Source organism: Natrinema salinisoli (assembly GCF_020405205.1).
Taxonomy (GTDB): Archaea; Halobacteriota; Halobacteria; order Halobacteriales; family Natrialbaceae; genus Natrinema; species Natrinema salinisoli.
In genome coordinates this window covers 1,574,668-1,597,441 of the sequence record NZ_CP084469.1, presented here as the reverse complement: position 1 = coordinate 1,597,441, position 22,774 = coordinate 1,574,668, and the positions used below count along the sequence as shown (strand labels likewise).

General features: G+C 64.6%; 23 protein-coding genes and 1 pseudogene. 15 read left to right on the top strand and 9 right to left on the bottom strand.

Annotation, left to right across the window (positions count from 1 at the left end; translation table 11 throughout):
- Positions 1 to 166: 166 nt before the first annotated feature.
- On the bottom strand, positions 167 to 1,162 hold the full coding sequence (locus LDB05_RS07845; protein ID WP_226007365.1) for a DUF7972 family membrane protein: 996 nt from the start codon (positions 1,160 to 1,162) through the stop codon (positions 167 to 169).
- The gene (sp36, locus tag LDB05_RS07840; protein WP_226007364.1) at positions 1,155 to 1,340 is read right to left on the bottom strand and encodes a Sp36 family protein; all 186 of its coding nucleotides are present in this window, start codon (positions 1,338 to 1,340) and stop codon (positions 1,155 to 1,157) included. The genes LDB05_RS07845 and sp36 overlap by 8 nt, the downstream gene beginning before the upstream one ends.
- Positions 1,341 to 1,460: 120 nt before the next feature.
- Between sp36 and LDB05_RS07835 the strand changes: the two genes are divergently transcribed.
- Complete coding sequence (locus LDB05_RS07835) at positions 1,461 to 2,126, top strand: 2,5-diamino-6-(ribosylamino)-4(3H)-pyrimidinone 5'-phosphate reductase (protein WP_226007363.1); 666 nt, start codon at positions 1,461 to 1,463, stop codon at positions 2,124 to 2,126.
- Positions 2,127 to 2,150: 24 nt separating this feature from the next.
- On the opposite strand, the gene LDB05_RS07830 is transcribed toward LDB05_RS07835, so the two are convergent.
- Positions 2,151 to 2,921: an enoyl-CoA hydratase/isomerase family protein gene (locus LDB05_RS07830; protein WP_226007362.1), complete on the bottom strand. Its 771-nt coding sequence runs from the start codon at positions 2,919 to 2,921 to the stop codon at positions 2,151 to 2,153.
- A gap of 117 nt (positions 2,922 to 3,038) precedes the next feature.
- Here LDB05_RS07830 and msrA point away from each other — a divergent pair, with 117 nt between their 5' ends.
- The 3 genes from msrA (at position 3,039) to LDB05_RS07815 (ending at position 6,082) form a co-directional block, all read left to right on the top strand.
- Positions 3,039 to 3,569 carry a peptide-methionine (S)-S-oxide reductase MsrA gene (msrA, locus tag LDB05_RS07825; RefSeq protein ID WP_226007361.1) on the top strand — a complete coding sequence of 177 codons (531 nt, stop codon included), beginning with the start codon at positions 3,039 to 3,041 and terminating at the stop codon, positions 3,567 to 3,569.
- Positions 3,570 to 3,768: 199 nt separating this feature from the next.
- The gene (locus LDB05_RS07820) at positions 3,769 to 4,788 is read left to right on the top strand and encodes a hypothetical protein (protein ID WP_226007885.1); all 1,020 of its coding nucleotides are present in this window, start codon (positions 3,769 to 3,771) and stop codon (positions 4,786 to 4,788) included.
- A 73-nt stretch (positions 4,789 to 4,861) separates the two neighbouring features.
- Positions 4,862 to 6,082, top strand: coding sequence for an FAD-dependent oxidoreductase (locus tag LDB05_RS07815; protein ID WP_226007360.1), 1,221 nt, complete (start codon positions 4,862 to 4,864; stop codon positions 6,080 to 6,082).
- Positions 6,083 to 6,223: 141 nt separating this feature from the next.
- On the opposite strand, the gene LDB05_RS07810 is transcribed toward LDB05_RS07815, so the two are convergent.
- Entirely contained in the window at positions 6,224 to 6,571 is a 348-nt protein-coding gene (locus LDB05_RS07810; RefSeq protein WP_226007359.1) for a winged helix-turn-helix domain-containing protein, read from the bottom strand.
- Between the two features lie 113 nt (positions 6,572 to 6,684).
- On the opposite strand from LDB05_RS07810, the gene LDB05_RS07805 reads away from it, so the two are divergent.
- The 3 genes from LDB05_RS07805 (at position 6,685) to LDB05_RS07795 (ending at position 9,746) form a co-directional block, all read left to right on the top strand.
- Positions 6,685 to 7,374, top strand: a complete 690-nt coding sequence (locus LDB05_RS07805; protein ID WP_226007358.1) for a cob(I)yrinic acid a,c-diamide adenosyltransferase — start codon at positions 6,685 to 6,687, stop codon at positions 7,372 to 7,374.
- A gap of 102 nt (positions 7,375 to 7,476) precedes the next feature.
- Positions 7,477 to 8,232, top strand: coding sequence for an ABC transporter ATP-binding protein (locus LDB05_RS07800; protein ID WP_226007357.1), 756 nt, complete (start codon positions 7,477 to 7,479; stop codon positions 8,230 to 8,232).
- The gene (locus LDB05_RS07795; protein WP_226007356.1) at positions 8,229 to 9,746 is read left to right on the top strand and encodes a hypothetical protein; all 1,518 of its coding nucleotides are present in this window, start codon (positions 8,229 to 8,231) and stop codon (positions 9,744 to 9,746) included. Before LDB05_RS07800 ends, LDB05_RS07795 begins: the two co-directional genes overlap by 4 nt.
- Before the next feature lie 33 nt (positions 9,747 to 9,779).
- Here LDB05_RS07795 and LDB05_RS07790 read toward each other — a convergent pair whose 3' ends face one another.
- Positions 9,780 to 10,190, bottom strand: a complete 411-nt coding sequence (locus tag LDB05_RS07790) for a helix-turn-helix domain-containing protein (protein ID WP_226007355.1) — start codon at positions 10,188 to 10,190, stop codon at positions 9,780 to 9,782.
- A gap of 119 nt (positions 10,191 to 10,309) precedes the next feature.
- Here LDB05_RS07790 and LDB05_RS07785 point away from each other — a divergent pair, with 119 nt between their 5' ends.
- Positions 10,310 to 10,888, top strand: coding sequence for a DUF8170 family protein (locus LDB05_RS07785; RefSeq protein WP_226007354.1), 579 nt, complete (start codon positions 10,310 to 10,312; stop codon positions 10,886 to 10,888).
- Positions 10,889 to 10,998: 110 nt separating this feature from the next.
- Positions 10,999 to 12,618, top strand: coding sequence for a cobyric acid synthase (locus LDB05_RS07780; RefSeq protein WP_226007353.1), 1,620 nt, complete (start codon positions 10,999 to 11,001; stop codon positions 12,616 to 12,618).
- Between the two features lie 72 nt (positions 12,619 to 12,690).
- On the opposite strand, the gene LDB05_RS07775 is transcribed toward LDB05_RS07780, so the two are convergent.
- On the bottom strand, positions 12,691 to 13,080 hold the full coding sequence (locus tag LDB05_RS07775) for a ribbon-helix-helix domain-containing protein (protein WP_226007352.1): 390 nt from the start codon (positions 13,078 to 13,080) through the stop codon (positions 12,691 to 12,693).
- Positions 13,081 to 13,255: 175 nt separating this feature from the next.
- Here LDB05_RS07775 and LDB05_RS07770 point away from each other — a divergent pair, with 175 nt between their 5' ends.
- The 5 genes and pseudogenes from LDB05_RS07770 to LDB05_RS07750 all read left to right on the top strand — a co-directional run bounded on the left by LDB05_RS07770 (position 13,256) and on the right by LDB05_RS07750 (position 18,094).
- Complete coding sequence (locus LDB05_RS07770) at positions 13,256 to 13,996, top strand: ICP22 family protein (protein ID WP_226007351.1); 741 nt, start codon at positions 13,256 to 13,258, stop codon at positions 13,994 to 13,996.
- 184 nt (positions 13,997 to 14,180) lie between these two features.
- Positions 14,181 to 14,432, top strand: a complete 252-nt coding sequence (locus LDB05_RS07765) for an MTH865 family protein (protein ID WP_226007350.1) — start codon at positions 14,181 to 14,183, stop codon at positions 14,430 to 14,432.
- Between the two features lie 143 nt (positions 14,433 to 14,575).
- Positions 14,576 to 16,694: pseudogene (locus tag LDB05_RS07760) on the top strand (bacterio-opsin activator domain-containing protein).
- Positions 16,695 to 16,961: 267 nt separating this feature from the next.
- Positions 16,962 to 17,288, top strand: a complete 327-nt coding sequence (locus LDB05_RS07755) for a hypothetical protein (RefSeq protein WP_226007349.1) — start codon at positions 16,962 to 16,964, stop codon at positions 17,286 to 17,288.
- Positions 17,289 to 17,341: 53 nt separating this feature from the next.
- The gene (locus LDB05_RS07750; protein WP_226007348.1) at positions 17,342 to 18,094 is read left to right on the top strand and encodes a peptidase M10A and M12B matrixin and adamalysin; all 753 of its coding nucleotides are present in this window, start codon (positions 17,342 to 17,344) and stop codon (positions 18,092 to 18,094) included.
- Between the two features lie 162 nt (positions 18,095 to 18,256).
- On the opposite strand, the gene LDB05_RS07745 is transcribed toward LDB05_RS07750, so the two are convergent.
- The 3 genes from LDB05_RS07745 to LDB05_RS07735 all read right to left on the bottom strand — a co-directional run bounded on the left by LDB05_RS07745 (position 18,257) and on the right by LDB05_RS07735 (position 21,338).
- Positions 18,257 to 18,607 carry a winged helix-turn-helix domain-containing protein gene (locus LDB05_RS07745; RefSeq protein ID WP_226007347.1) on the bottom strand — a complete coding sequence of 117 codons (351 nt, stop codon included), beginning with the start codon at positions 18,605 to 18,607 and terminating at the stop codon, positions 18,257 to 18,259.
- A gap of 226 nt (positions 18,608 to 18,833) precedes the next feature.
- Complete coding sequence (gene otsB, locus LDB05_RS07740) at positions 18,834 to 19,643, bottom strand: trehalose-phosphatase (protein ID WP_226007346.1); 810 nt, start codon at positions 19,641 to 19,643, stop codon at positions 18,834 to 18,836.
- Positions 19,644 to 19,646: 3 nt separating this feature from the next.
- Complete coding sequence (locus LDB05_RS07735) at positions 19,647 to 21,338, bottom strand: alpha,alpha-trehalose-phosphate synthase (UDP-forming) (RefSeq protein WP_226007884.1); 1,692 nt, start codon at positions 21,336 to 21,338, stop codon at positions 19,647 to 19,649.
- A gap of 266 nt (positions 21,339 to 21,604) precedes the next feature.
- Between LDB05_RS07735 and LDB05_RS07730 the strand changes: the two genes are divergently transcribed.
- Entirely contained in the window at positions 21,605 to 22,762 is a 1,158-nt protein-coding gene (locus LDB05_RS07730) for a M24 family metallopeptidase (RefSeq protein WP_226007345.1), read from the top strand.
- Positions 22,763 to 22,774 lie beyond the last annotated feature (12 nt).

Sequence of the window (22,774 nt, the reverse complement as noted above, 5' to 3'; positions counted from 1 at the left end):
CGATTTTGACCGCAACAATATAAATACACTAGTCTATAGAGTGTCGAGAATTAGCGCTTTCATCCGCCTATGAGGTGATTTTGCGGTATTTGAGCTACCAATGTCTTGGTATCTATACGTCGATAACGGTTGCACTATATAGTAATATATTGAGTCTGGTAGGAGGTTAGCTAAGCATGAGTGGTCCCATCGAGAGAGTCTGTTTGGCGAGCGTCGCGAGCCGCAGGATGTAGGATGTGAACAGGAGAAATGGCAGCGCTGAGATGGCGAACGCGGCGCTAACAACCCAGAGAATGCTCTCGATGCCGAGGAACGTACCGGGGAACGACGTCGGGTCGACGAAGACGACCATCCCGCCAGCGACGGTGAGCGCAATCACTGCGGCGTACAGGATGGCTCGTGAGAGCTTCACCAGCGCCCACTGGATGTAGAGGTCCTTGACGTACTCGCGGACCACCCCGTACATCGTGAGTGCCTCGAGCAAATTTCTGAACGCGCTTCGTTCCTCGTCGGTGAGGGAGTCTTCGTACGCCATCCCGAGCCGGCGAACGTCGTGCATCTTCCGATCGTAGTTGTAATCGAGCGCGGGCGATAAGACGCCGAAGGTGCCGAAATCCGTGTCTTCGAGGTGGTTACGTGCGTTGTCGGCGTTCTCCAACAGATCGGTTACGTACTCGTCCACTTTCTCGTAGACCTCCTGGTTTTCAGTCTCGGAGAGCGTGTCTCGCAGTGTCTTTGCTCGCTGTTCGCTCGTTTCGATAAGCGCATGGAGGTAGGCCGCTGGGTCGCCGGGCGTCGTCATCCCGAGGAGACTGTCGGTGTTCTGGCGGAAATCCATCGTCACGTCCATCCGACTACGCTGGTTCCCGAGCGAGCCGATTTCCTGGGAGAGGACGAGCTGATTGATCGTGACGACGAGCGTCGTTCCGGTGATGATCGCGCCGACGAGACCGGCGAATACCGTTTCGACCATGTCGCTCGAGTGCATGGCTGAGCGCAGCGACACCGGCTTCATCACGCCCCAGATCATGAACACGAGGAAGATCAGGAAAGCGAGGCCGACGGCGACGACCCACCGGTTGGCGTCGAGGAGCAACCAGAACCAGTACTTGTTAACGTCCGTGCGCTCACGGAGCGTGTTGTCCGTCGAGAGGTCACTCATGAGTGACTGGGCGCTTGAACAGCAGTAGTTTCGTGCCGCCACCGTCGTAGCTGATCGTCTCTGCGAGTTCCCAGCCCTCCGCACCGAGGCGGTTGAGTTCGTCCGTTGGATCGACCGTCTCTCGCTTGGTCAACCCCTTTGGCGGTTCGAGCGTCTTGTATTCCCATTGCTGGTGCATTTCGGTACCCGTGAGTTGATATCGACACTCACGGTGTTGATTCTGCTGCCAGGCTGAATACCGAACACGCCTGACACCGAGACACGGGGATTTCTTTACCAGCGCCACGAGAGCACGGGTATGCACGTCGTCGTCAACGCCGCGATGAGCGGGGACGGGAAGCTCTCGTCGCACCGCCGCGAACAGATCGCGATCAGCGGCGAAGCGGACTTCGCGCGCGTCGATCGACTTCGGGCGGCCAGCGACGCCGTCGTGGTCGGCGTCGGAACCGTCCTCGCGGACGATCCGCATCTGACGGTCAAGGACGACGATCTGCAGGACCAGCGTCGTGCGGACGGCCGGTCCGCGAACCCCGCACGGGTCGTCGTCGACTCGAGCGGGCGGACGCCGACGGACGCGGCGATCCTCGACGACGCGGCGACGACCTACGTCTGTCTGAGCGAGGCCGCGCCCGTCGACCGACGGATGGCGCTCGCCGATCACGCCGAGTTGGTTACCGCGGGCGACGACAGGGTCGACCTCCTGCGCGCGTTCGCGGCGCTGCAGGACGCGGGCCTCGAGCGACTCATGGTCGAGGGCGGAGGCGAACTCATCTTCTCGCTGTTCGAGGCCGGACTGGTCGACGAGCTACGGGTCTTCGTCGGTCCGAAAATCATCGGCGGTCGTGACGCCCCGACGCTCGCCGACGGCGAGGGGTTCCTCGCGGATTTTCCGCGGCTCGAACTCGAGGACGTCGACCGCCTCGACGACGGCGTCTTGCTCACGTGGGCCGTCGACGAGCGGTAGCCGGGACGCAACTCGCTACCCGCGTTACTCGAACTCCGGCTCTCGGTCCTCGACGAACGCTTCCATCCCCTCGCGCTGGTCGTGCGTCCCGAAGAGGCTCGCGAAGGCGCGTTTCTCGTACGCGAGACCGCTCTCCTGCGATCCGGCGTGTCCCTGGTTGATCGCCTGCTTCGCGGTCTGCATCGCGAAGGCCGGCTTCGCGGCCAGCCGATCGGCCAGCTCGGTGACGACGTCCTCGAGGTCGTCGTCGGGGACGACCTCGCCGAACAGGCCCGCCTCCGCGGCGGAATCGGCGTCGAGGCGCTCGCCGAGGAAGATCATCCTGCGGGCGGTCTCGTCGCCAACCAGTCGCGGCAGCCGCTGGGTGGCACCCCAGCCGGGAATGATTCCGAGATCGATCTCGGTGTTACCGATCAGGGCCGACTCGCTCGCGACGCGAAGGTCGCAGGCTATCGCCATCTCGCAGCCGCCGCCGAAGGCGTAGCCGTTGACCGCCGCGATCGTCGGCGAGGGGAACGCCTCGAGCGCGTCGGCCACGTCGTGGCCGAGTTCGCCCCACGCCTGAGCGTCTTCGGGGGAGAGATCCTGCATGTACTTGATGTCCGCGCCGGCGATGAACGCGTCGCCGGCCCCCGTCAGGACGAGCGTGCGAGCCTCCTCCTCGGCGGCTTCCTCGATGGCTTCGCCCATCGCTTCCAGCGTCTCGACGTTCAACGCGTTGAGCGCGTCCGGTCGGTCGACGGTCAGCGTTGCAACGTCGTCGTCCCACTCGAGTCGGACTGTGTCCCAGGACATGCACCGGCGTTTGTCAGCCATCGCCATATCGTTTCGCACGGGATTCGGCCCTCTGGGCGAGGTCGCCGACCGCGAGCACCCGTCACACCTTTCCTCGGTCGCATCCTACAGAGGGGTATGGAACGAGCCACGTTCGGCGGCGGTTGTTTCTGGTGTACGGAAGCGGCGATGAAGGAACTCGAGGGCGTGGCGTCGGTGACCTCCGGCTACGCCGGCGGGCACACCGAGGACCCCTCCTACCGCGAAGTCTGCTCCGGGAGCACCGGCCACGCGGAGGTCGTGCAGGTCGAGTACGACCCGGACGCGATCGGGTACGACGAACTGCTCGAGGTGTTCTTCGCGACTCACGATCCGACCCAGCTGAACAGACAGGGACCCGACGTCGGCACGCAGTATCGCTCTATCGTGCTGTACCACGACGACGAGCAACGAACACAGGCCGAGGCCTACATCGAAGCTCTCGACAGCGAGTACGACGACGACGTGGTGACCGAACTGGAGGCCCTCGAGACGTTCTATCGCGCCGAGGAGAAGCATCAGGACTACTTCGAGAAGAACCCCAACGACGCGTACTGCACCATGCACGCGGCCCCGAAAGTCGAGAAGGTCCGTGAGAAGTTCGGCGAGATCGTCGCGGCGAAGCAGTAGGTAGCAAGTCAGTCATCGCGATCACCGGTTTCAGATCGTTCGATGGGACGCCCCGCGACGAAGCGGCGCGGACCACCACGCCGAGGGAGAGCTTCGACGGACGAGATCGATCCCGTCGAGCACACTCGAGCGCGATTCTCGCCAGCAGCAGCCCGCCCCCGTTTTATATGTGGCTCTCCCGCCGCATTCTAGCGTGGGAATGCCGTTCACGAAGTACTCGCTGGAGAGCGTTCGAAACGGGATCCGGGATCCAGGGCTCGTCTGGACGGAAATCTGCAAGTACCTCTGGTCGGCCCACCGCGAGGTCTTCGAGTTGCGCCACGGTAGCGGCATCGACGTCATGGACGAGGAGTGGGACACGCTCGTCGTGCTCGACGCCTGTCGATACGATTTCTTCGCCGATATGAACTGGATCGACGGGACGCTCGAGTCCCGGCTGTCCGCCGGCTCGAGCAGCCCGGGGTGGATCGACGCGAACTTCGCGGGGAGAGAACACCACGACACCGTCTACGTCAGCGGGAACGCCTTCACGGCCGATATCGGCGACGACGTGTTTCACGCGATCTATCCGGTGCCGCCGGAGCCGGTCGCGGAGTCGGCGGCCGTCGACGCGGACGACATCCTGGATCCCAGTCTCCTGGAAGACAGCTACGTGATCGATCCGGAGACCGTCGTCGAGACGGCACTCGAGGCCCACGAGCGACACCCGCACAAGCGGCTGATCGTCCACTTCCTGCAACCCCACGTTCCGCTCGTGGGAGAGACCGGGCTCGAAATTTACCAGCGAATCGCAACTCGGAGCGATCTCTCGTCGCTTTCGCGCGGCGGCCGGGGCGATCGCTTCGGCGCGCTGAACGTACAGCTCTACGAAATCGTCGAGGACGACGCGTTCGATATCGATGTCACCGATCTGCGACAGGCCTACGCGGAGAACCTCGAGGTCGTCCTCCCCTACGCCGATCGGTTGATCCGGGAACTGGACGGAAGATCTGTTATCTCCGCCGATCACGGGGAATTACTCGGCGAGCGACTGCTGCCGTACACGAGCCGAAAGTACGGACACTTCGAGTATCTGGCGACGGAGTCGTTGCGACGGGTTCCCTGGCACGTCGTCGATTCGAGCGATCGACGACGGATCGTCGAAGACGCGCCGATCGAGTCGGTTCGAATGGACGAGGAGGAGGTGACCGAGAAGCTCCGCGTCCTGGGATATCGGTAGCGTCCAGCCCGACACCTCGCTGGTCGTCCCCGTGTGGTGAAAGGTACGTCCGTCCGGACTCCGTATTTCGACTATGGACAGCCGAACGGACGTCCTCGTGATCGGCGGCGGTGCGACCGGGACGGGAATCGCCAGGGACCTCGCGCTCAGGGGCGTCGACGTCACGCTCGCCGAACGAGACGGACTCTCCGCCGGGACGTCAGGCCGCTCGCACGGGCTCCTCCACAGCGGCGCGCGGTACGCCGAAGCCGACGGCCCGGAGGCGCGAGCCTGTCTCGAGGAGAACCGAATCCTGCGCCGAATCGGGGGTGCCTGCATCCGAGAGACGGGAGGACTGTTCGTCCAACTGACCGACGACGATCCGGCTTACTTCGAGGCGAAGCGCGACGCCTGTGAGGAGGTGGGAATTCCGACCGAGGCCGTCGACGGGGAGACGGCTCGTGAGACGGTTCCGGACCTCGCCGCCGACGTCGACCGCGCGATGCGAGTCCCGGACGGCGTACTCGTTCCGTCCCGACTCGTCGCGGCCAATGCGGCCGACGCCCTGGATCACGGATCGCGAATACTGACCCACGCGCCCGTCACGTCGATGACCGTCGATAGCGGACGGGTTGCGTCGGTCGCGCTCGGTGGCGACGTCGACGACACCGTTCGGCCGGAGTTCGTCGTGAACGCGACCGGTCCGCACGCCGGACGGATCGGCGACATGACGGGCGTTTCCGTCGAGATGCGGCCGACCCGCGGCGTCATGGTGTCGGTCGAATACGACGACCTCGAGCCGGTCTTGAACCGATGTCGCGACCCCGACGACGGCGATATCATCGTGCCACACGACGGCGAGGTCGTCCTCGGGACGACGAGCGTGGCGGTCGACGACCCGGACGACTACGAGCGGGCCGACTGGGAGATCGAGAAGACGATTCGAGAGTGTGCGGCGATGCTCCCGGCGGTGGCCGACGCCGAGCGCGCTCGGACGTGGTGGGGCGTCCGCCCGCTGTACGAACCCGACGAAGCGACCCGCGGCGGGCGGGGGATCTCGAGGGGATTCCACCTGCTCGATCACGCCGACGAGGGCGTCGCGAACTGCTGTAGCATCGTCGGCGGCAAGTTGACGACCTACCGCCGGATGGCCGAGGCGACCGCGGATCTCGTCTGCGACCGACTCGGAGTGGAGGTCGAGTGTTCCACTGCTGACGAGCGACTACCGGGCGCGTCTGAACCAACGCGACTCGACGAGTTCGTCCGGCGCTTCGACGGACAGGGACCCACCGATACCGATCTCGTCGGCCGCTAGTCCCCGGCGTGCGGTTCGGTGCGAGCGCGCTGCCCGAGCGACGGCTGTCGAAGGATGGTGGACGCGAAGCGAGCGGAACTCGCAGCTCGACTCGTCGGCCTCGAGCCGAACGGCCGATACCGAGTCGGTCCAGCGACCTCGCTAGCGATCCGACCAGATACCGTGTCCCCTCGCGCGGTCGATATCGGCGCGCAACTCGTTGTCGCCGTCGAGCGCGATCGAGATCCGACCGAGAGTGGCGACGTATCGCGATTTCTGGTGGCGACCCTCGCGAACCCCGACGGCTTCCTCCACGAGTCCGGCGTCGGTCAGGCAGTCGAGTTTGCGATAGGTGGTCGAGAGCGGACGGTCCGTGGCCTCGGCGACCGCCTCGACCGTCATCGGCTCCTCGAGAACGGCGACGATTTCCCGGCAGGCCTCGTCGTCGAGCGCGCCGACGACGCGCTTGACGGAGAGAGTATCGTCGGACGAGGAGAACTCGAGGGACATTGGGTGCAGCCACGTTAGGAGCGAGGCCTCAAGACACGTTTGGTTAAGAGTGTCACTGACCGAACACGGACGGATGGGGCAGTTACATGTGCGATCGGTCCGACGGCACGCGTATGAGCGACGATCGGACGCCCGAGTCCACGGTCGAGAACACGCCCGGGCAGGGACGGACGCCCGAAGCCGAACGGATCGAACCCGCCGCTCCCGAGGAATTCGGCCTCGTACAGGTCTGGTGGGGCGACGGAAAGGGGAAGACGACGGCCGCCCTCGGGATGGGGATGCGCGCCGCCGGCCACGGCTACCGCGTCCACATGCTCCAGTTCATGAAGGGCGGTGCCTCGAGCGTCGACGCCGTTCGCGGCGAGTACAACGCCATCGCCGCGCTGCCGGGAATCAGCTACGAGAACCTCGGCCACTACGGCTGGCACGGGATGGAAGACGGCAGCGAGGAGGCCGACCACGAGGCCGAAGCCCAGGCCGGCCTCGAGCGCGCCCGCGAGTTGCTCGAGGCGGCGGACGAAGCCGACCTCGCTGAGCCGATCGATCTCGACGCGGAGCCCGAGGCGGGAATGCACATGTTGATCCTCGACGAGATACTGTACGCCGCGGATCGCGACCTGCTCTCGGAGGGGGACGTCCACGATCTCATCGACGCGAAGCCGGACGACCTCGAGCTGGTGCTGTCGGGGAGTCACACCGAACCCGCGTATCTCGAGGACCGGGCCGACCTGATCACGAACGTCCGCAAAATGAAACATCCGATCGACGACGGCCAGCGGGCGCGGCGCGGGACCGAGTTCTGAGGTGGCGGCGCGACCGGCGTCCGTCTCGAGCGATCGATCGATCTGTCACTATTTCCCTACCAACACAGTTATTATCAAATCCTGAGAACGATTCGATATTCAATGGGAGCGATTCAGGTAGACGGACTGCGAAAGTCGTACGGATCCGTCGACGCCGTGGACGGAATGGAATTCTCCGTCGATCGGGGTGAGCTGTACGGCTTTCTCGGGCCGAACGGCGCCGGCAAGACGACGACGATTCGCGTGTTGACCGGCCAGATCGAGCCGGACGCGGGCGACGTGAGCGTCCTCGAGACCGATCCGGTCGCCGACCCGATCGAGACGCGACGACGGGTCGGCATCCTGCCCGAACAAGAATCGCCGCCGAGCTTTCTCACCCCCCGTGAATACCTCGAGTTCGTCGGCGAAGTGCGGGACCTCGAGCCGGAGCGGGTCGCCGAGCAGACGGCAGCGTGGGCCGACCGGCTCGGGTTCGAGAGCAAGCTTGATACGCTCCACACCGATCTCTCGCGGGGGCAACAGCAGAAGGTGATGATCGCGCAGGCGTTCGTCCACGAACCCGACGTGGTCTTCATCGACGAGCCGCTGGCGAACCTCGACCCGCTCGTCCAGGAGCAGGTCAAGCGGTTCCTCGTCTCCTACGCGGCCGGGGACAACGCCGTCTTCGTCTCGACGCACAACATCGACGTCGCCGAGGAGATCTGCACCCGCGTCGGCATCGTCGCCGACGGCCGGCTCGTCACCGAACGGTCGCTCGAGGACGGCGGTGACGACGAGTCGCTGCTCGAGGTGTTCCTCGATCGCGTCGAGCGCGAGGAGACGCGAGACACGCCGACGCTCGAGCGGATGGGGACATGACCCGGGCGGGTCCCACTGACGGAGCGAATACGACTGAGACAGGGACCGCGGACGGAGCGAACGCGGCGGACGCGACCCGATCGGGCTCCGGGCTCTCGACCCGCCGGCTGCTCGCAGTGCTCTTCCGCGAGGAGTGGCGGCTCCACACGCAGCTCTTCGGCGGCTGGCGGTTCGCGCTCTTTCCGTTCGTCATCGCCTTGCTGAGCGTGAGCGGGACGGTCGCGCTCGTCGAAACCGGCACCGCACCGGCGACGGTCGCCGGCGGGTTGCACGTCCTCGCGTTCGGCTTCGGGCTCTACAGCGGCACTGCGGGTTTTGCGGGGTCGGACATGCTCGAGAACGTGTTCGGACGGCTGTCCCTGCTGCTGTCCTCGTCGACGACGTTACCGCTCTCGCGGCGGCGCTTGCTGGGCGCGTTCTTACTGAAAGACGGCCTGTTCTACGCGGTCGCGTTCGTGTTGCCGATGGCGCTGGGAAGCGTCGCGGTCGACGGCCTGTCGGCCACGACGCCGGCCTCGGTCGGCCTGTTCTGGCTCTCGCTCTGTCTCGTCTTCGGGTTCGGAATGGCGGTCACCGTCGCGCTGATCGCCGTCCGCACGCGCGGCACGCCGCCGTGGGCCATCGGGCTGGCGGTCGGACTCGCTATCGTCGGCGGCTGGGCGACCGGGAGCCTCGAGCCGCTCCAGCGAGTCCTCGTGCCGATCAGCGGGTCCGTGATTACCGTCAGCGGGCTGGCAGTCGGGACCCTCGTCGTCGCAGGGGGGTCGCTCCTGCTGTACGATCCGACGTACGGACGACCCTCGCGGACCGCAACCGATCGGTTCGCTCGGATCAGTGACGCGCTTCCCATCGACGACGCTCCCCTCGTCACGAAGTCCTTACTCGACCTCGCTCGCTCCTCGGGGGGCGTCTGGAAGCCGTTCGTCTCGGTCAGCATCCTCCTCGTGCTCGTGGCCGCACTCGTCGGCGTCGTCGACACGATCACCGGCATCGCGCCAGCGCCGGGGATCTTCTTCGGCGGCATCCTCGGCCTCTCCGCGTTTACGACCTATAACTGGTTAACCCAGTTCGACTCGCTCGAGGCCTATCTCACGTACCCCGTCTCGATCGAGGACGTCTTCCGGGCCAAGCGGATCGCGTTCGTGCTGGTCGGCGCGCCGACGGTCGCCGTGCCCTACCTCGCGGCCGTGCTCTGGTTCGAGGCGACGCTCGTCGACGCCGCCGTCGGGGCCGTCCTGCTGGCCGGCTACGGGCTGTACTACTACGGCCTCACGGTCTACATCGCCGGCTTCGATCCCAACGAATTCCTCTTCGACGCCGTCCGATTCGCGACGTTTACCCTCGGCGTGGCCGTCGCGCTCGTCCCGACGCTGGTCGCCGGCTTCGTCGTCGTCCCACCGTCGGCGGAGCTCGCCGTCGGACTCGGACTCGCCGGGATTGGGCTCGGTCTCGTAGGGCTCGTCCTCTCGAGTCGTGCGGGGCCCCGATGGGACGCGCGATATCGGACAGAATAACCGGTCTCGAGGTGCTGCGATCTCGGTTCGACCCTATCGGTCGGGTCGCGGCGCGGTCTCGTACCGTTCGATTTCGTCGGTCTTCTCCACTCGTGCGTAGATTTCACGGAGCGTCTCTTTCGCTCGCAGGAGGTCGTGTGCCTCGAGGAACTGGCGTCCGTCGTCGCTGATGCCGTAGAACTTGTACGGCAGATCGTTCCGGCGGCGACCCGTCGGGAGCGTTACTTCCTCGACGATCCCCGCATCGATGAGTTGCTGGAGGTGCTGTCGGATCGTCGTCCGACTCTTGCTGGGATTGACGTAATCCAGTTCCTTCAGCGTCGGCAGTCCCTCGGGATGTCCGAGGAGGTCCTGCACGAGAGCGAACCGCGTCTCCTGGGTGACGACGTTCAAGCGCTCGCGGACGGTTTCGAGGTCGGTCGGCGTCCGATCCGGCGTGCTCATATTCGTCAATTCGACCGATACGCTCAAAAGCGTTTCGCTCAAATACGAATCGGTCGTGCACGATCTCTTCGGGGATCCAGTCGGTAAATTGAAGGGGCGAAGCTGCGTCCGCTCGGCTGATGACCGAGGAGCCGGTGACCGTCGACGAGCTCGCCGACAAAGCCGAATCGTATCTCCACGAGTCGTCGTTGACGCCGGAGGAGTACGAGGCACTCAAACATAGCGTCGCGGAACTATCGCCGCTTCTCACGACCGACAGGACGTACTTTGTTCTCGGCAGCTACGGACGCCCGGAGATCCACCGCCTCCAACTCGTCAAGGACCGACTCAATCGTCGGGCGGATAGCTATGCGTTTCTGATGGTCGATATCCGAAGCGAGTGGACGAACACCTACCTCAAGTTCCGTCTCCTCGCTGATTACGCCGTTTTCATCGTCGGAGTGACCGAACACGACGGCGGCGGATTCCTTGTCGAGCAGGGCTATTTCACTGCCATCGAGGAGTACTTCGAGAAGACGCACGTCTTCAAGCGGACATATGAGAACCTGGCGCCGGCGGACGTCGACACGGGCGTCGACCTCGAGAACCCGTACAGCGGGATGCAGACGGCGATTTTTGACATGCTATCGGATGCAGACCGGCTCTGCGACTGGGAAACTGAGACGGAATTGCACGAGTGTGCGAACTCCCTCCCGTAACCATCGGATCGCTTCGGACGGATTTAAACAGCCTCGAGTCCCGCCGAAACCCGAGTACGACCGGAACCGATAGGACGATACTCCCGGCCTCACGACTACCCCCAACGCGGATGACAAGAACCCTTCTCGTCGCCGGAACTGCGAGTCACGTCGGCAAGTCGACGGTCGCGGCTGGGCTCTGTCGGCTCCTGTCGGATCGAGGCGTCTCGGTCGCGCCGTTCAAGGGCCAGAACATGAGCAACAACGCTCGCGTCGTCGTTCGGCCGGACGCGGACGACCGGCAGGATGGCGACCCGGGAGGAGACGACGCCGACGAGGACGTCGGCACCGACGACCAGTGGGGCGAGATCGGCGTCTCCCAGTTCGTGCAGGCTCGAGCCGCTCGAACCACCCCGACGACGGACTGCAACCCGGTCCTGCTCAAGCCCCGGGGCGACGGTGAGAGCCAACTCGTGCTACAGGGGGACGCCAACGATCACGTGCCCGCCGGCACCTACTACGATGAGTACTGGGAGCGAGCGCTCGAGGCCGCCGAGGAGTCCTACCGCAGACTGGCGGCCGACAACGACGTGATCGTCGCCGAGGGCGCGGGCAGTATCGGCGAGATCAATCTGCACGACCGGGACCTCGCGAACGTCGAAACCGCTGGATTTGCGGACGCCGACATCCTCCTCCTGGTCGATATCGAACGTGGCGGGGCCTTCGCCAGCCTCTACGGCACCATCGAGCTCGTCCCCGACGAGATCCGCGATCGCATCGTGGGTGCAGTGATCACGAAGTTCCGCGGCGATCCGTCGCTGCTCGAGCCCGGCATCGAAGAGATCGAATCCCGGACGGAGGTCCCAATTCTGGGCGTCCTCCCCTACGACGATCCCGGCCTTCCGGAGGAGGACAGCGTCGGGCTTCCCGGGACCGAGGAGCGGGGCATCGTCGGCGACGACGACGGCGTCGCGGCCGATCGTCGAATTCGGATCGCCGTGCCGCGGCTCCCGCGGCTCTCGAACGCGACGGACCTCGAGGCGCTGGCGGACGAACCCGGCGTCTCGGTTGTCTACGTCCCGATCGACGGCGATGGGACGATCGACCCGCTCGACGGCGTCGACGCGGATGCGGTCGTCATCCCGGGCACGAAGAACACCGTCGACGATCTCCTGGCGCTTCACGAGGCCGGCTTCGCCGACGCGCTCGCGGCCTTCGACGGACCGGTCGTCGGCGTCTGCGGCGGCTATCAGATGCTCGGCGAGCGCATCACTAACGCCGCGCTCGAGGGGACCGGCGAGGACGACGTCGTCGACGGGCTCGGTCTGTTACCGGTCGAGACCCGCTTCGAGGGGACCAAACGACTCGAGCAAACGACGGTTCCCGTCGACGAAACCGCATCGGCGCTGCTTTCGGGTGCCGACGGTCCGGCGTCGGGATACGAGATCCACGCGGGCCGAACGACGACGCTCGAGGACATCGGTCGGCCGCTCGGGGACTCGAGTGCGGCCCGCGGAGCGATACTGGGCACGTACCTCCACGGCCTGTTCGACAACGAATCGGTCCGCACGGCGTTTCTCGATCACGTCGCGGCGACGGCGGGCGTCGACCGACCGACGGACGAGGGTGCGTCGTCGTCACAGTCGACAGAAACAGGTGGTACTGGCCCGACGCCGTACGACCGGGCGGCGCGGCTCGTCGAGGAGAACGTCGATCTGGCAGCGCTCGGCGAACCGTTCGTATCGGACTAGGAAGTCGGCGTGAAATTCTGGGGTGCGAACGCGCGGTCGTCTCCTCTGGGCGAGAGTGCTGGTGACTCGCGATTACGCCGATTCGCTGCGGTAGGTTCCGAGCAGTTCCTCGAGGATGATACACTCCTGGTCGGTCTCGTCGTAGTGAGTGTCGATGAATCGTTCGGCGGCCTCGTAGTTGCCGCGCAACCCGTATTTGCGGACGTTGATCACGGCGTCGAGGAAGAACGTACCGCCGTCGGCCCCGAGCGCTTTCGCGTGATCCTCCTCGCTGATATCGAGTTCCGATTTGATCTCGTCGAAGTTGAACGTCTTCACGTCGTGGTCCGGGTCGACCAGCGTGAGTACGTACTCCGCGGAGAACCGGTAGAACTCGGATTTGCTCTCGAACATACCGTCTTCGACGAGCGTGTCGATCTCTTCGACCACGTCGTCGGGATACCTGACGGTATCTTTCGCCATGTAGGGACAGTGCTTGCTACTGACTCATTATTGTTTCTACTGTTTCCACACCGATCCGTCGGAAGAGAAGACCAACGATGACTCGAGCCCGACCGGCGGAATCGGTTCGGAGCGTCGAATCGAGTCTCGAAACGGAACGAACGTTAAAGGGGTCGGACTGGGTTCACTCGGACGTGTGGGTGTAATCGACGTGTATCCCGGCGTGCTCTTCAGTTCCCTCCCGTGGTGGGTCGCGGCCCCCCTGATTCAGCTTGCAGTGCTGGTGTTCGGGATGGCGCTCGACGAGACCTACGTCAACCGAACGACGGTGTTGACCGGGGCGATCGCGGTCCACATCCACGGATTCGTCGCCGGAGACGTCGGGCTGCTGGTCGGCCTCTACGCTGATATCGGTCTGTTCGTCGGTGCGTACGGCCTGTACTCCTACGTGATCGACGGCTACGTCGGGAACGCCTTTCGGCTCGTCGCGTTCTTCGTCTACTCGCCGCTGTCGGTCTTTCTGGTCATCCTGACGGCCGGCCCGACGCTGTTCGGAATCGAGCCGCTGTTCGTTCCCGCGCTCGCGCTGGCCGGCTACGCGAACGTGCAGCTACAGGCGTACCTGGCCCCCAGCGATCCCTATTACTTTGGCCCCGAGTCGGAAGCCGCGTTCGAGTCCGCCGTCGAGGCCGAGGCGCGCTCCGAGACGGCCGCAGAAGAGACATCGAATTCGAGCACCACTGCGACCACAGCAACTGACTCCACTCCCACAGCCACCAGCCCCGACTCCGAAGACGAGGCCGTCAGTGGTTCGGATCCCGACACGTTTGACGGGCCCCGAGACGACGGGGAGGTCGAACATCCCGGCGCGGAGCCGGCCGCAGCCGGCGACTCGAGCGAACGGGGCATTCTTCCCGAGTTCATGCGGCGGCTCTAGGCGGCCGGAGCTCGTCGAATCCCCTCGTCCAGCACCGTCAGTCCGGCCGTTCGGTCAGACGGACGTCCGTTTGCCCGCTAGTTCCGATCACAGCGACGTACTCCTGCTCGTCTTCACCACGATCCGCGCGGCTACCGGAACCACCTGCGGATTTATTATTCATGGTCAGGAATCGTGAGACGTAATGACTGATGAAGCCGAACTCCGAGCGCAACTGATCGACGCCTTCGAAGGCGCTGACTATCCGGTTTCCGGGCCGATGGAGCTCATCCCGGCGCTTCCAAACGGGCCCAGTACGACGTTCGAGTCCGGCGATTTCTCGATGACTGCGATGGAACTGAACACGAAGACGTCCGGCGGTGATTTCCCCTACGAAGACGTCGAATCGCTCGTCGACGACCTGCTCGAGGAGCTTCGGGACCGCGGCGAACTCTAACCAGTTCATCCAGGGGAGCGATCGCTCCCGGAACACATCTGATTTCTGACCAGCAAGCTTTTATTCCACAACCGATCTTGATAGAACGGTGTCTGGTCGCGTATGAATCCGGCTGCAGTCACTCGAAACAGAGAGAGATAGGGATGAACGATACACATCGATCGAGACCGATTACCGTCGTGACCGACGGTCGAGACCAGGAGAGCGACCTCCAAGCACGACTCGAGAACGCGACCGAGCACGATGTCCGAATGGTTCCGGTTACGGGCGATCTCGAGTCACTGCTCGACGCGGCGGACACGAACAGCGGCGGTGACACCGAAGACGCCACCGACGGGGATCGGAACGGTGATGAGACGCATCCGGCGGGGAACGGTGATTCCAGATCGACCGGCGCAGCGGAGTCGGCACCTGCCACCACGGACGCCCCGGCTTCCCCGATTGCCGTCGTTCTCGAACTCGACTGTCCCGGCGACATACAGTCCGTCCTCCAGCGCGTCCACGCCGCGGCGCCGGCCGTTCCGACGATCGTCGCGCCCCGAACGGGAACCGAACGGCTTGCGACGGTCGCGCTCCGGGCCGACGCGACGGAATACGTACCGACGAACCGCGACGAGGACCCGATCGACCGGATCATCACGACGGTTCGATCGCAGCCGAGGGAACCGTCGGATGACGCCGACAGTCGAAACGAACGGATCCTCGGCGACGAACTCCCGGACGAGGCGTTCGTCATCGGCGAAGACGGTACCTATCTCGAGGCGAAGGTTCGACCCGATTCGGCCGAACTGTACTCGATGGCCCCCGACGACCTTCCGGGAACCAAACTCCAGGACGCGTTCCCCGATGCGGTCGCCGCGAAGCTACAGGACTGCATCGACCAGGCGATCAGGACCGACGGCGTTCGGTCCGTCGAGTACGACGCCGAGACGACCGAGGGAAGCCGACGATTCGAAGCGCGCGTCGTGCCGCTCGATCAGCGAATCCAGGGTCGACGCGCCGTCGTCTGGCTGGCTCGAGACATCACCGAACGGGTCCAACGCGAGCGGGAACTCCGATCGAGACAGGATCAGCTCGAGACGCTCAATCGAATCAACGCGGTCGTCCGACAGGTGATCGAGACCCTCGTCGAGGCACCGGCCCGGGACGCTATCGAACACGAGGTCTGCGAGCAGCTCGTCGACTCCGAGCTGTACTGTGGCTCGTGGATCGCCGAACGAACCGGTGACGGACAACTCTCCTACCGAACCGGCGCTGGCGAGGCCGAAACCTATCTCGAGTGCGTCCGCGAGTCTATCGATCACGACGGGCCGGTCACGCAGGCGATACGGACCGGTGAAATTCGGACGACGAACCGACTGCTGGACGACGAAGCGGTTCCCGAGCCGTTGCAGGCAGCCGCAAGCGAAGACGACGTCAGATCCGCGATCCGCCGCCCCGATCACTCACGAGGACGCGACCTACGGTGTACTCACCGTTCTCGCGAGCCGAGACGACGCGTTCAGTGAACGCGAACGGGCCGGATTCAGACTGCTCGGCGAGACGATCGGGTTCACCATCATGGCAGTGAAAAATCGGCAGCTGCTCTTCGCTGATACCGTCGTCGAACTCGAGTTCCGGATCGACGGCGGCGATACGTTCTCGTTCGATCTCTCCGAGGAGTACGACTGTACCTGCTCGCTCGAGTGGGCCGGTACCACGGCGAACGGACGAACGTTTCAGTACGTGACGATCGACGGACTGGGCGGTGACACGGTTCTGGAGGCCGCGAGAGCACACGACTCTATCGAGGAGTGTCGGCTCATCCACGACGGCGACGAGAGTTGTACGATCGAGATTCGTCTCGCGCAGTCGGGGGTTCGAACGCTCGAGAATCACGGCGCGACGATTCGGGACGTCACGGTCGACAGCGGTGTCGGGACCTGTCTGGTCGAAGTGTCGCAGAACGCTGCCGTCCGGGAAATCGCGGAGGCGTTGACCGTCATCTACGAGAACACCGAACTCGTGGCTAGACGGGAAGTCGATCGGCCGGTTCGGACGGCGGCCCAGCGCCGAAATCGGATCCTCGATCAACTCACCGATCGCCAACTGACGACGCTTCGACTCGCCTACTACGGCGGATTCTTCGACTGGCCACGGGAGAGCACCGGCGAGGAGATCGCTGAAGCGATGGATATCTCGCCGCCGACGATGCATCAACACCTTCGAAAGGGTCTCAGGGCGATCCTCGAGGAGTTCTTCGAGGGAAGCGGACACAATTGATTCCCGCCAAGGGTGAACGGAGTGGGATCGTGCCTGACTCACGCCACTACAAGGAGCGCTCGCACCGAAGATAGTGACAGTACCCCTTGACTGTTGAACCACTGTGGTCGATTTCCAGCGGTCGTTCACGATACCGTGACTCTCCTTCTTTCTTAACTGAACGCTATATGAATCCCAGCGACAATACGCTCGAAAACTGACCGGTCAGGTAGGAATGACGAGCAGACGGAGACCACAGTACGTCACCGAACCGCAGGTGGGGACATCGTGGTAACGCCGCCGTTCGAAGCGATCTTCCACGGCGCGGATGATCGGTACTATACTGAGTGGCAGATCGAGCGCCGGCTTCGGACCGGCGCGTGGACGCTCTGTCTGCGACAGCGCGGGCCGGACAGATGGCTGGTCGAAACCGAGGACGACGCGCTGCTCTTGCTCGTGCCGGTCGAGCCGCATCAGTTGCCAGCCGGGATCGAGATCCGCGCTTTCGAGAGTCACGCTCGGATCGTCGACAGGCGGGGGAACTCGATGAGAGCGGGGCCGACTGTCTCGAGAACCGGCGCCGCTCGGAGCGAACCGGGATCGCCTCCAGGGTAATACGTGTCCATGTTCACCCGCAGGAACTGGGTCCCCGCCACACCAGGTAGCCCATGAGACGTCGCGCGTTTCTCGGGGCGGTCGGGTCGGTCGCCTCGCTCAGTATGCTCGCGTACGCGACACGCGGGTCCGCTGAGACGCTCGCCGTTCGAATTTGGTTCTCGGAGGCGGCTGCTACCTACGATGGGGTCGCCGACCGTATTTTCGAGTACCTCGAGGAGATGCTCGCGCTCGGGTACTGGACGCTCGACCTCTCCGTCGGTGGGACGGTCTCGGTCTCGACCGAGGACGCCGCTCGGCTGACGAGTCGCGGAGAGTGGCCGATGGCCGTCGCTGCGGGTGAACTCGGCCGGCGAGAGCTCGAGCCGGTATCGGACGTCAACCTGCTGGTTACGGACGGCGGGATGGAGGAGGCACCGACCGGATACGGCATCCCTCACGTTGCATCCGTCGGCGGCGCTCGGCACATCGCGTCCCTCGATGCGTTCGACGAACTGGTTTCCGGTACCCGGTGGATCGTGCCGAACACGCCGCCAGCACGGACGATACAGGTTCTCGTCCACGAAATCGGTCACGCGCTCGGGTTGGATCACGGTCACGGCGTCGCGTTCCACCACGGCGGAGCCGTGATCGCAACGCCGATGCTGAGTAGCTACGCCTGGGATCCAGCGTACGATGCGGACAGCTCTCGCTGCGGGACGACGCTTCCGACGTCGGAGGACCGGGACCGTAAACTCAGTCTCGCCTTTTCCTCGTGTGCGCGCCGCGCGCTCGAAGCGTACGACGGCGGACTCCTGCGATACTGAGACCGCTCGCCGCCGAGCGGCGGGTGGTCGCTTCGCGGTCACACTGATGGCTCTAGGAAGAGAGCTACAGTAGTCACTACCAGACGGCCACAGCTGCGGCCGAACGGCGGTCGACGGTGGCTCGTCTCGCGTCTGTCGAGACGAGGTGGTCGACGCGCGTCGTTACTCGTCGTCTTCGTCGTCGTTCTCGCCGCGGGCGAAACTGGTCTGGGCGTCGCCCTCCTGCTCCGCAGCCGCGTTCGGTCCTTCGATCAGCGCCTCGAAGTCGTCGACCTCGTCGTACTGATCTTGGTACACCAGCGCTGCCTTCCCCGTGGAGGAGATCTCGTAGAGGCCGGACCGTTCGGCGGGCCCGATCTTGTTAACGAGACCGTAGTCCTCGAGTACCGGCAGTCTGGTATTGATGTTCTTCCGGCTCTTTCCGGTGTGTGCAGCCAGGTTCGTTGCGACGTTTCGGCCCTTGTCCTCGAGCGCCTCGAGGATCAGGAAGTCAGTTGGTTGTCGGAGTTTCACTCTCGTTCACTCTCGTACCGGACTATATTTCCAGTGGTAACTAATACTTTCGGCTCGAGACAGGATGTTTGTTATGGTTATTGCTATTATCTGTATATCGTGTCAACTGACCAAGCACTGGTGGCGCGAACGAGTACCTGTCGCCGTATTCGGCTCGTCCCTGCTGGATCGAGCCGGTACGGCCGTTCGTATTCCGTCACTCACGGGCTCGCTACGATCTGAGGACTCATTCGACCAGTCCGGTACCGGTGGCTCCGAGCCACGAGAGGAAGGCTGCAACGTCTGCGGGTGCCTGTACCCGGTAGGAGGCGCTCGAGGGGTCGTCGTTACCGACTCGGACGCCGATTCCATCCGGTTCGACGGCTCGAAACGCGGACTCGTCGGTGACGTCGTCACCGATATAGACGACGACGGTTTCGGGTGACACATCGGCAGCGATCAGCTCGACCGCCTGTCCCTTTCCCCAGGGGACGTCCGGCCCGATCTCGAGGATTCGTTTCCCGGGCGAAATCTCGAGGGCGTCGCCACCGAACCGATCGACAGCCTCGCGCGTCAGACGGCGGACAGTCTGTTCGTCGGCTGGCGGAACCGATCTCACGTGGACCGTCCCCGTCAGGCGCTTGTTCTCGATCCGACAGTTCGGGATGGATGCGAGGGAGTCCTCGAGGACCGAACAGACTCGGTCGACTCGAGCCGCGCGTTTGCGCGCGATCGGATGGACCGCGACTGTCCCCCTCCGAGCGAGTTCGAGCCCGTGATTGCCGGCATAGATCGACGGGCCGTCGATGCGCTCGCGGACGTCGGTCAACGCGCGGCCGCTAACGACCGCCGTCGTCACCGACGGTGCGGCCGCGAGCGAAGCCACTGCCTCCCGGTTGCGCTCGGTCGGCACCGCCGCGTTCGGATCGTCGACGATCGGGGCGAGCGTGCCGTCGAAGTCCAGGCAGAGGAGCAGGCCGTCGGCATCCTCGAGCGTCGCCCGGAGCTGTGGCAATCCGTCGTCGAGCGGCCGCGGCGGTGACTGTGTAACCGTCATCGACTACACCGGCGGTGTCGGTTCTCGCGAGTCGGAGTCGGAATCCGTGTTCGTGTCCTTGCTCTCGGAGCCGTCGTGAACGCGTCGGATCCAGTCGAACTGCGTGGCCATCCAGGACTCGAGATCGCCGTCGAAGACGCGCTGCCGAAGCGTGTTCATCCGCCGTCGCCGTTCGTACGGCGACATCGATACCGCGTACCCGAGCTGGGCCGCGACCCCGTCGGAGTCGGTCGGATCGATCGTCAGGGCGTGGGAGCCGAGTCGCTCGTGTGCGCCAGTTCGATCGCTCAATAGTAACACACTGTTGCCGTCGACGCTCGCGGCCACGTACTCCTGTGCGACCAGATTCATCCCGTCGACGAGCGGGCTTACGACCATCACGTCCGCGCGGCGATAGAGTGCACAGATGTCCGCTCGAGGGAGCACGTCCTCCGTGTACACGATCGGCTGCCAGTCTCCCGTCCCGAAGCGACGGTTGATCCGCTCGACTTCGCTCCGGACGAGTTCGCCGTACTGCTGGTAGGTTTCGATCTCCGTCCGCGAGGGGGTTGCCTTCTGGAGGAACGTAAACTCGCCGCGCCAGCCCGGATTTTGCTCGAAGAACCGCTCGAGTGCCGCCAGCCGTTCGGGAATCCCCTTCGAGTAATCGAGTCGGTCGAGGCCCAGGCCGAGAGTCGTTTCCTGCGCGATCCCGTACTCCTCGAACAGTGCGGAGAGCCGACCCGGATCGGCCGACCGCGCGTCTCGGTCGTACGACTCGGCGTCGACGCCCATCGGCGTCGCGACGACACGAATCGTTCGTCCGTCGTAGCGGATCGTTCGACGAGCCCGGTTGACGGTCGCGTCCGGGAGGAACCGATCGACGCACTCGAGGAATCGATCCGCGTACCGGCCCACGTGGAATCCGACCAGATCGTTGCCGAGCAGCCCCTCGAGAATCTGATCGCCGACCGGACAGTGCCGGAAGGTTCCCGGCGTCGGCCACGGGATGTGCCAGAAGTGGGCGACGGTCGCGCCGGTGGGGACCGACTGACGGATTATCCGGGGCGCGAGCGCGAGGTGGTAATCCTGAATCCAGATCACGGAGTCGGCCGTGGCGTGATCGGCGACTGCCTCGGCGAACTGTTCGTTGACCGTTCGGTACCACTCGAAGTCGTTCGATCGGTTCTCGATCAGGTCGGGGAAACCGTGGCAGAGCGGCCAGAGGACGCGGTTGCTGAACCCGTAATAGTAAGAGTCGACCGCCTCGTCGGAGAGCTCAAGCCGGCGAAGGGTGTACGCCTCCTCGTCGGGCGGGACGGCGACGCAATTCCGGTCGTCCGTGACGTCGAAGTCCGCGTCGCCGTCGCCCCAAGCGATCCAGGTGCCGTCAGTTCGCTGGACGACGGGATCGAGACCCGCGGTCAACCCGCCGGTCGGCTCGTCGACCGTGATGGATCGTCCCTCGGTCATCGAACGGGAGCCGCCGTCCGTTCCTGTCGGTGGACTCCCATCGGGGCCCGCTGAGCCGGCCGCCGGCTCCGGAGCCTCGTCTTCGTACTCGTGACGATACGGTTCCCGGTTCGAGACGACAATCAACGAACCGGGACAGCTGGGACCGTCGGACGCGGATCCGTCGGCCGTTCGTCCGCGGCCGTCAGCCCGTCGCTGTCGATCACGGACAGTCGTCGACGACAACCGCTCGGTAACTCGCATTCGCTGAGAAACCACAGCGTCCCCACGGGTTGCTTCGCCGCTTGCGATCGCCGGGGCGTTAATAGGTTCCCACCATCAGTCACGAAATCGTGACTATTCGATTGCTGGGACAGTCGCCGCCTGATAGGGACGCATTCGGACGACTCGGCTGCTCATTGCGCGCCGTATCGTGCTGATTGGGCGATGTATCGCAGCGAGGGATGGGGCGCGACCGAGGCGATACCTGCAACCAAACGTTGATTTCTCGTTCGATCGAACCTGGTCGTATGAAATCGCCGTTCGAACGCCGGATCGCCGCCTGCCAGCGACGACTCGCGGACGGGAACGCGGACCTGCTCGTCTGCTTTCCGAGTCCGAATCTGACCTATCTGACCGGCTTCGAGGAGTCCCCGTCCGAACGACACCTGTTGCTGTTCGTTCCCAAACAGGGCGATCCCGCGCTCGTCGCGCCGACGATGTACGAGGACCAATTGGCCGCGCTTCCGGTCCCGTCCCTGCAATTGCACCCGTGGAACGACGCCGACGATCCGATCGAGGCTGTCGAAAGCGTGCTCGAGGAGTACTCGATCGGTAGGCCGAATTCCGAATCAGCGACCGTCCTCGTCGACGATCGTCTGTGGGCGACGTTCACGCAGGACCTCCGGGAACTACTCCCCGACGCCGACTTCGGGCTCGCGAGTACCGTCCTCGAGCCGCTCCGGGTTCGAAAGGACGACGTCGAACTCGAGGCGCTCCGGCGGGCGGGCGCGGTCGCGGATCGCGTCTCGCTCGCGATTCGCGAGCGCGGGGACGGGCTCATCGGCAAGACCGAGTCGGAACTGGCGACCGAAATCGAACGGTCGCTCGCCGCGGAGGGCGGCGAGGAACCGGCGTTCGAAACGATCGTCGCCGCCGGCCCGAACGGGGCGCGGCCACACCACCACAGCGGCTCGCGAGCGATCACCGCCGGCGACCCGATCGTGCTGGACTTCGGCGCGTTCGTCCCGGCCGCGCTCGAGTCGGGGACGGGCCAATATCCGGGCGATCAGACGCGGACGATCGTCGTCGGCGAGCCGCCCGCCGAGTACGAGCGGGTCCACGAGACGGTCATGGAGGCACAGCAGGCGGCGGTCGACGCCGTCGAACCGGGCGTCACGGCCGGCTCGATCGATCGCGCCGCCCGCTCGGTCATCGAGGAAGCCGGCTACGGCGATGCGTTCGTCCACCGAACCGGACACGGGGTCGGCCTCGAGGTCCACGAGCCGCCGTACATCGTCGCGGGCAACGACCGCGAACTCGAACCGGGAATGGTCTTCAGCGTCGAACCGGGAATCTACCTCGAGGGCGAGTTCGGCGTCAGGATCGAGGATCTCGTCGTCGTGACCGAGAACGGGGCCGAGCGACTGAACGAGACGCCGCGCGGGTGGGAGACTGGTATCGAGTGAGGCGGATCGAAT

Coding starts and splice junctions, on each gene's coding strand:
- LDB05_RS07805 (WP_226007358.1), top strand. CDS start 6,685: ATGAGCGACGATCGGACGCCCGAGTCCACGGTCGAGAACACGCCCGGG.
- msrA (WP_226007361.1), top strand. CDS start 3,039: ATGGAACGAGCCACGTTCGGCGGCGGTTGTTTCTGGTGTACGGAAGCG.
- LDB05_RS07795 (WP_226007356.1), top strand. CDS start 8,229: ATGACCCGGGCGGGTCCCACTGACGGAGCGAATACGACTGAGACAGGG.
- LDB05_RS07830 (WP_226007362.1), bottom strand. CDS start 2,921: ATGTCCTGGGACACAGTCCGACTCGAGTGGGACGACGACGTTGCAACG.
- LDB05_RS07750 (WP_226007348.1), top strand. CDS start 17,342: ATGAGACGTCGCGCGTTTCTCGGGGCGGTCGGGTCGGTCGCCTCGCTC.
- LDB05_RS07820 (WP_226007885.1), top strand. CDS start 3,769: ATGCCGTTCACGAAGTACTCGCTGGAGAGCGTTCGAAACGGGATCCGG.
- LDB05_RS07845 (WP_226007365.1), bottom strand. CDS start 1,162: ATGAGTGACCTCTCGACGGACAACACGCTCCGTGAGCGCACGGACGTT.
- LDB05_RS07815 (WP_226007360.1), top strand. CDS start 4,862: ATGGACAGCCGAACGGACGTCCTCGTGATCGGCGGCGGTGCGACCGGG.
- LDB05_RS07765 (WP_226007350.1), top strand. CDS start 14,181: ATGACTGATGAAGCCGAACTCCGAGCGCAACTGATCGACGCCTTCGAA.
- LDB05_RS07785 (WP_226007354.1), top strand. CDS start 10,310: ATGACCGAGGAGCCGGTGACCGTCGACGAGCTCGCCGACAAAGCCGAA.
- sp36 (WP_226007364.1), bottom strand. CDS start 1,340: ATGCACCAGCAATGGGAATACAAGACGCTCGAACCGCCAAAGGGGTTG.
- LDB05_RS07735 (WP_226007884.1), bottom strand. CDS start 21,338: ATGCGAGTTACCGAGCGGTTGTCGTCGACGACTGTCCGTGATCGACAG.
- LDB05_RS07790 (WP_226007355.1), bottom strand. CDS start 10,190: ATGAGCACGCCGGATCGGACGCCGACCGACCTCGAAACCGTCCGCGAG.
- LDB05_RS07730 (WP_226007345.1), top strand. CDS start 21,605: ATGAAATCGCCGTTCGAACGCCGGATCGCCGCCTGCCAGCGACGACTC.
- LDB05_RS07775 (WP_226007352.1), bottom strand. CDS start 13,080: ATGGCGAAAGATACCGTCAGGTATCCCGACGACGTGGTCGAAGAGATC.
- LDB05_RS07835 (WP_226007363.1), top strand. CDS start 1,461: ATGCACGTCGTCGTCAACGCCGCGATGAGCGGGGACGGGAAGCTCTCG.
- LDB05_RS07780 (WP_226007353.1), top strand. CDS start 10,999: ATGACAAGAACCCTTCTCGTCGCCGGAACTGCGAGTCACGTCGGCAAG.
- LDB05_RS07800 (WP_226007357.1), top strand. CDS start 7,477: ATGGGAGCGATTCAGGTAGACGGACTGCGAAAGTCGTACGGATCCGTC.
- otsB (WP_226007346.1), bottom strand. CDS start 19,643: ATGACGGTTACACAGTCACCGCCGCGGCCGCTCGACGACGGATTGCCA.
- LDB05_RS07810 (WP_226007359.1), bottom strand. CDS start 6,571: ATGTCCCTCGAGTTCTCCTCGTCCGACGATACTCTCTCCGTCAAGCGC.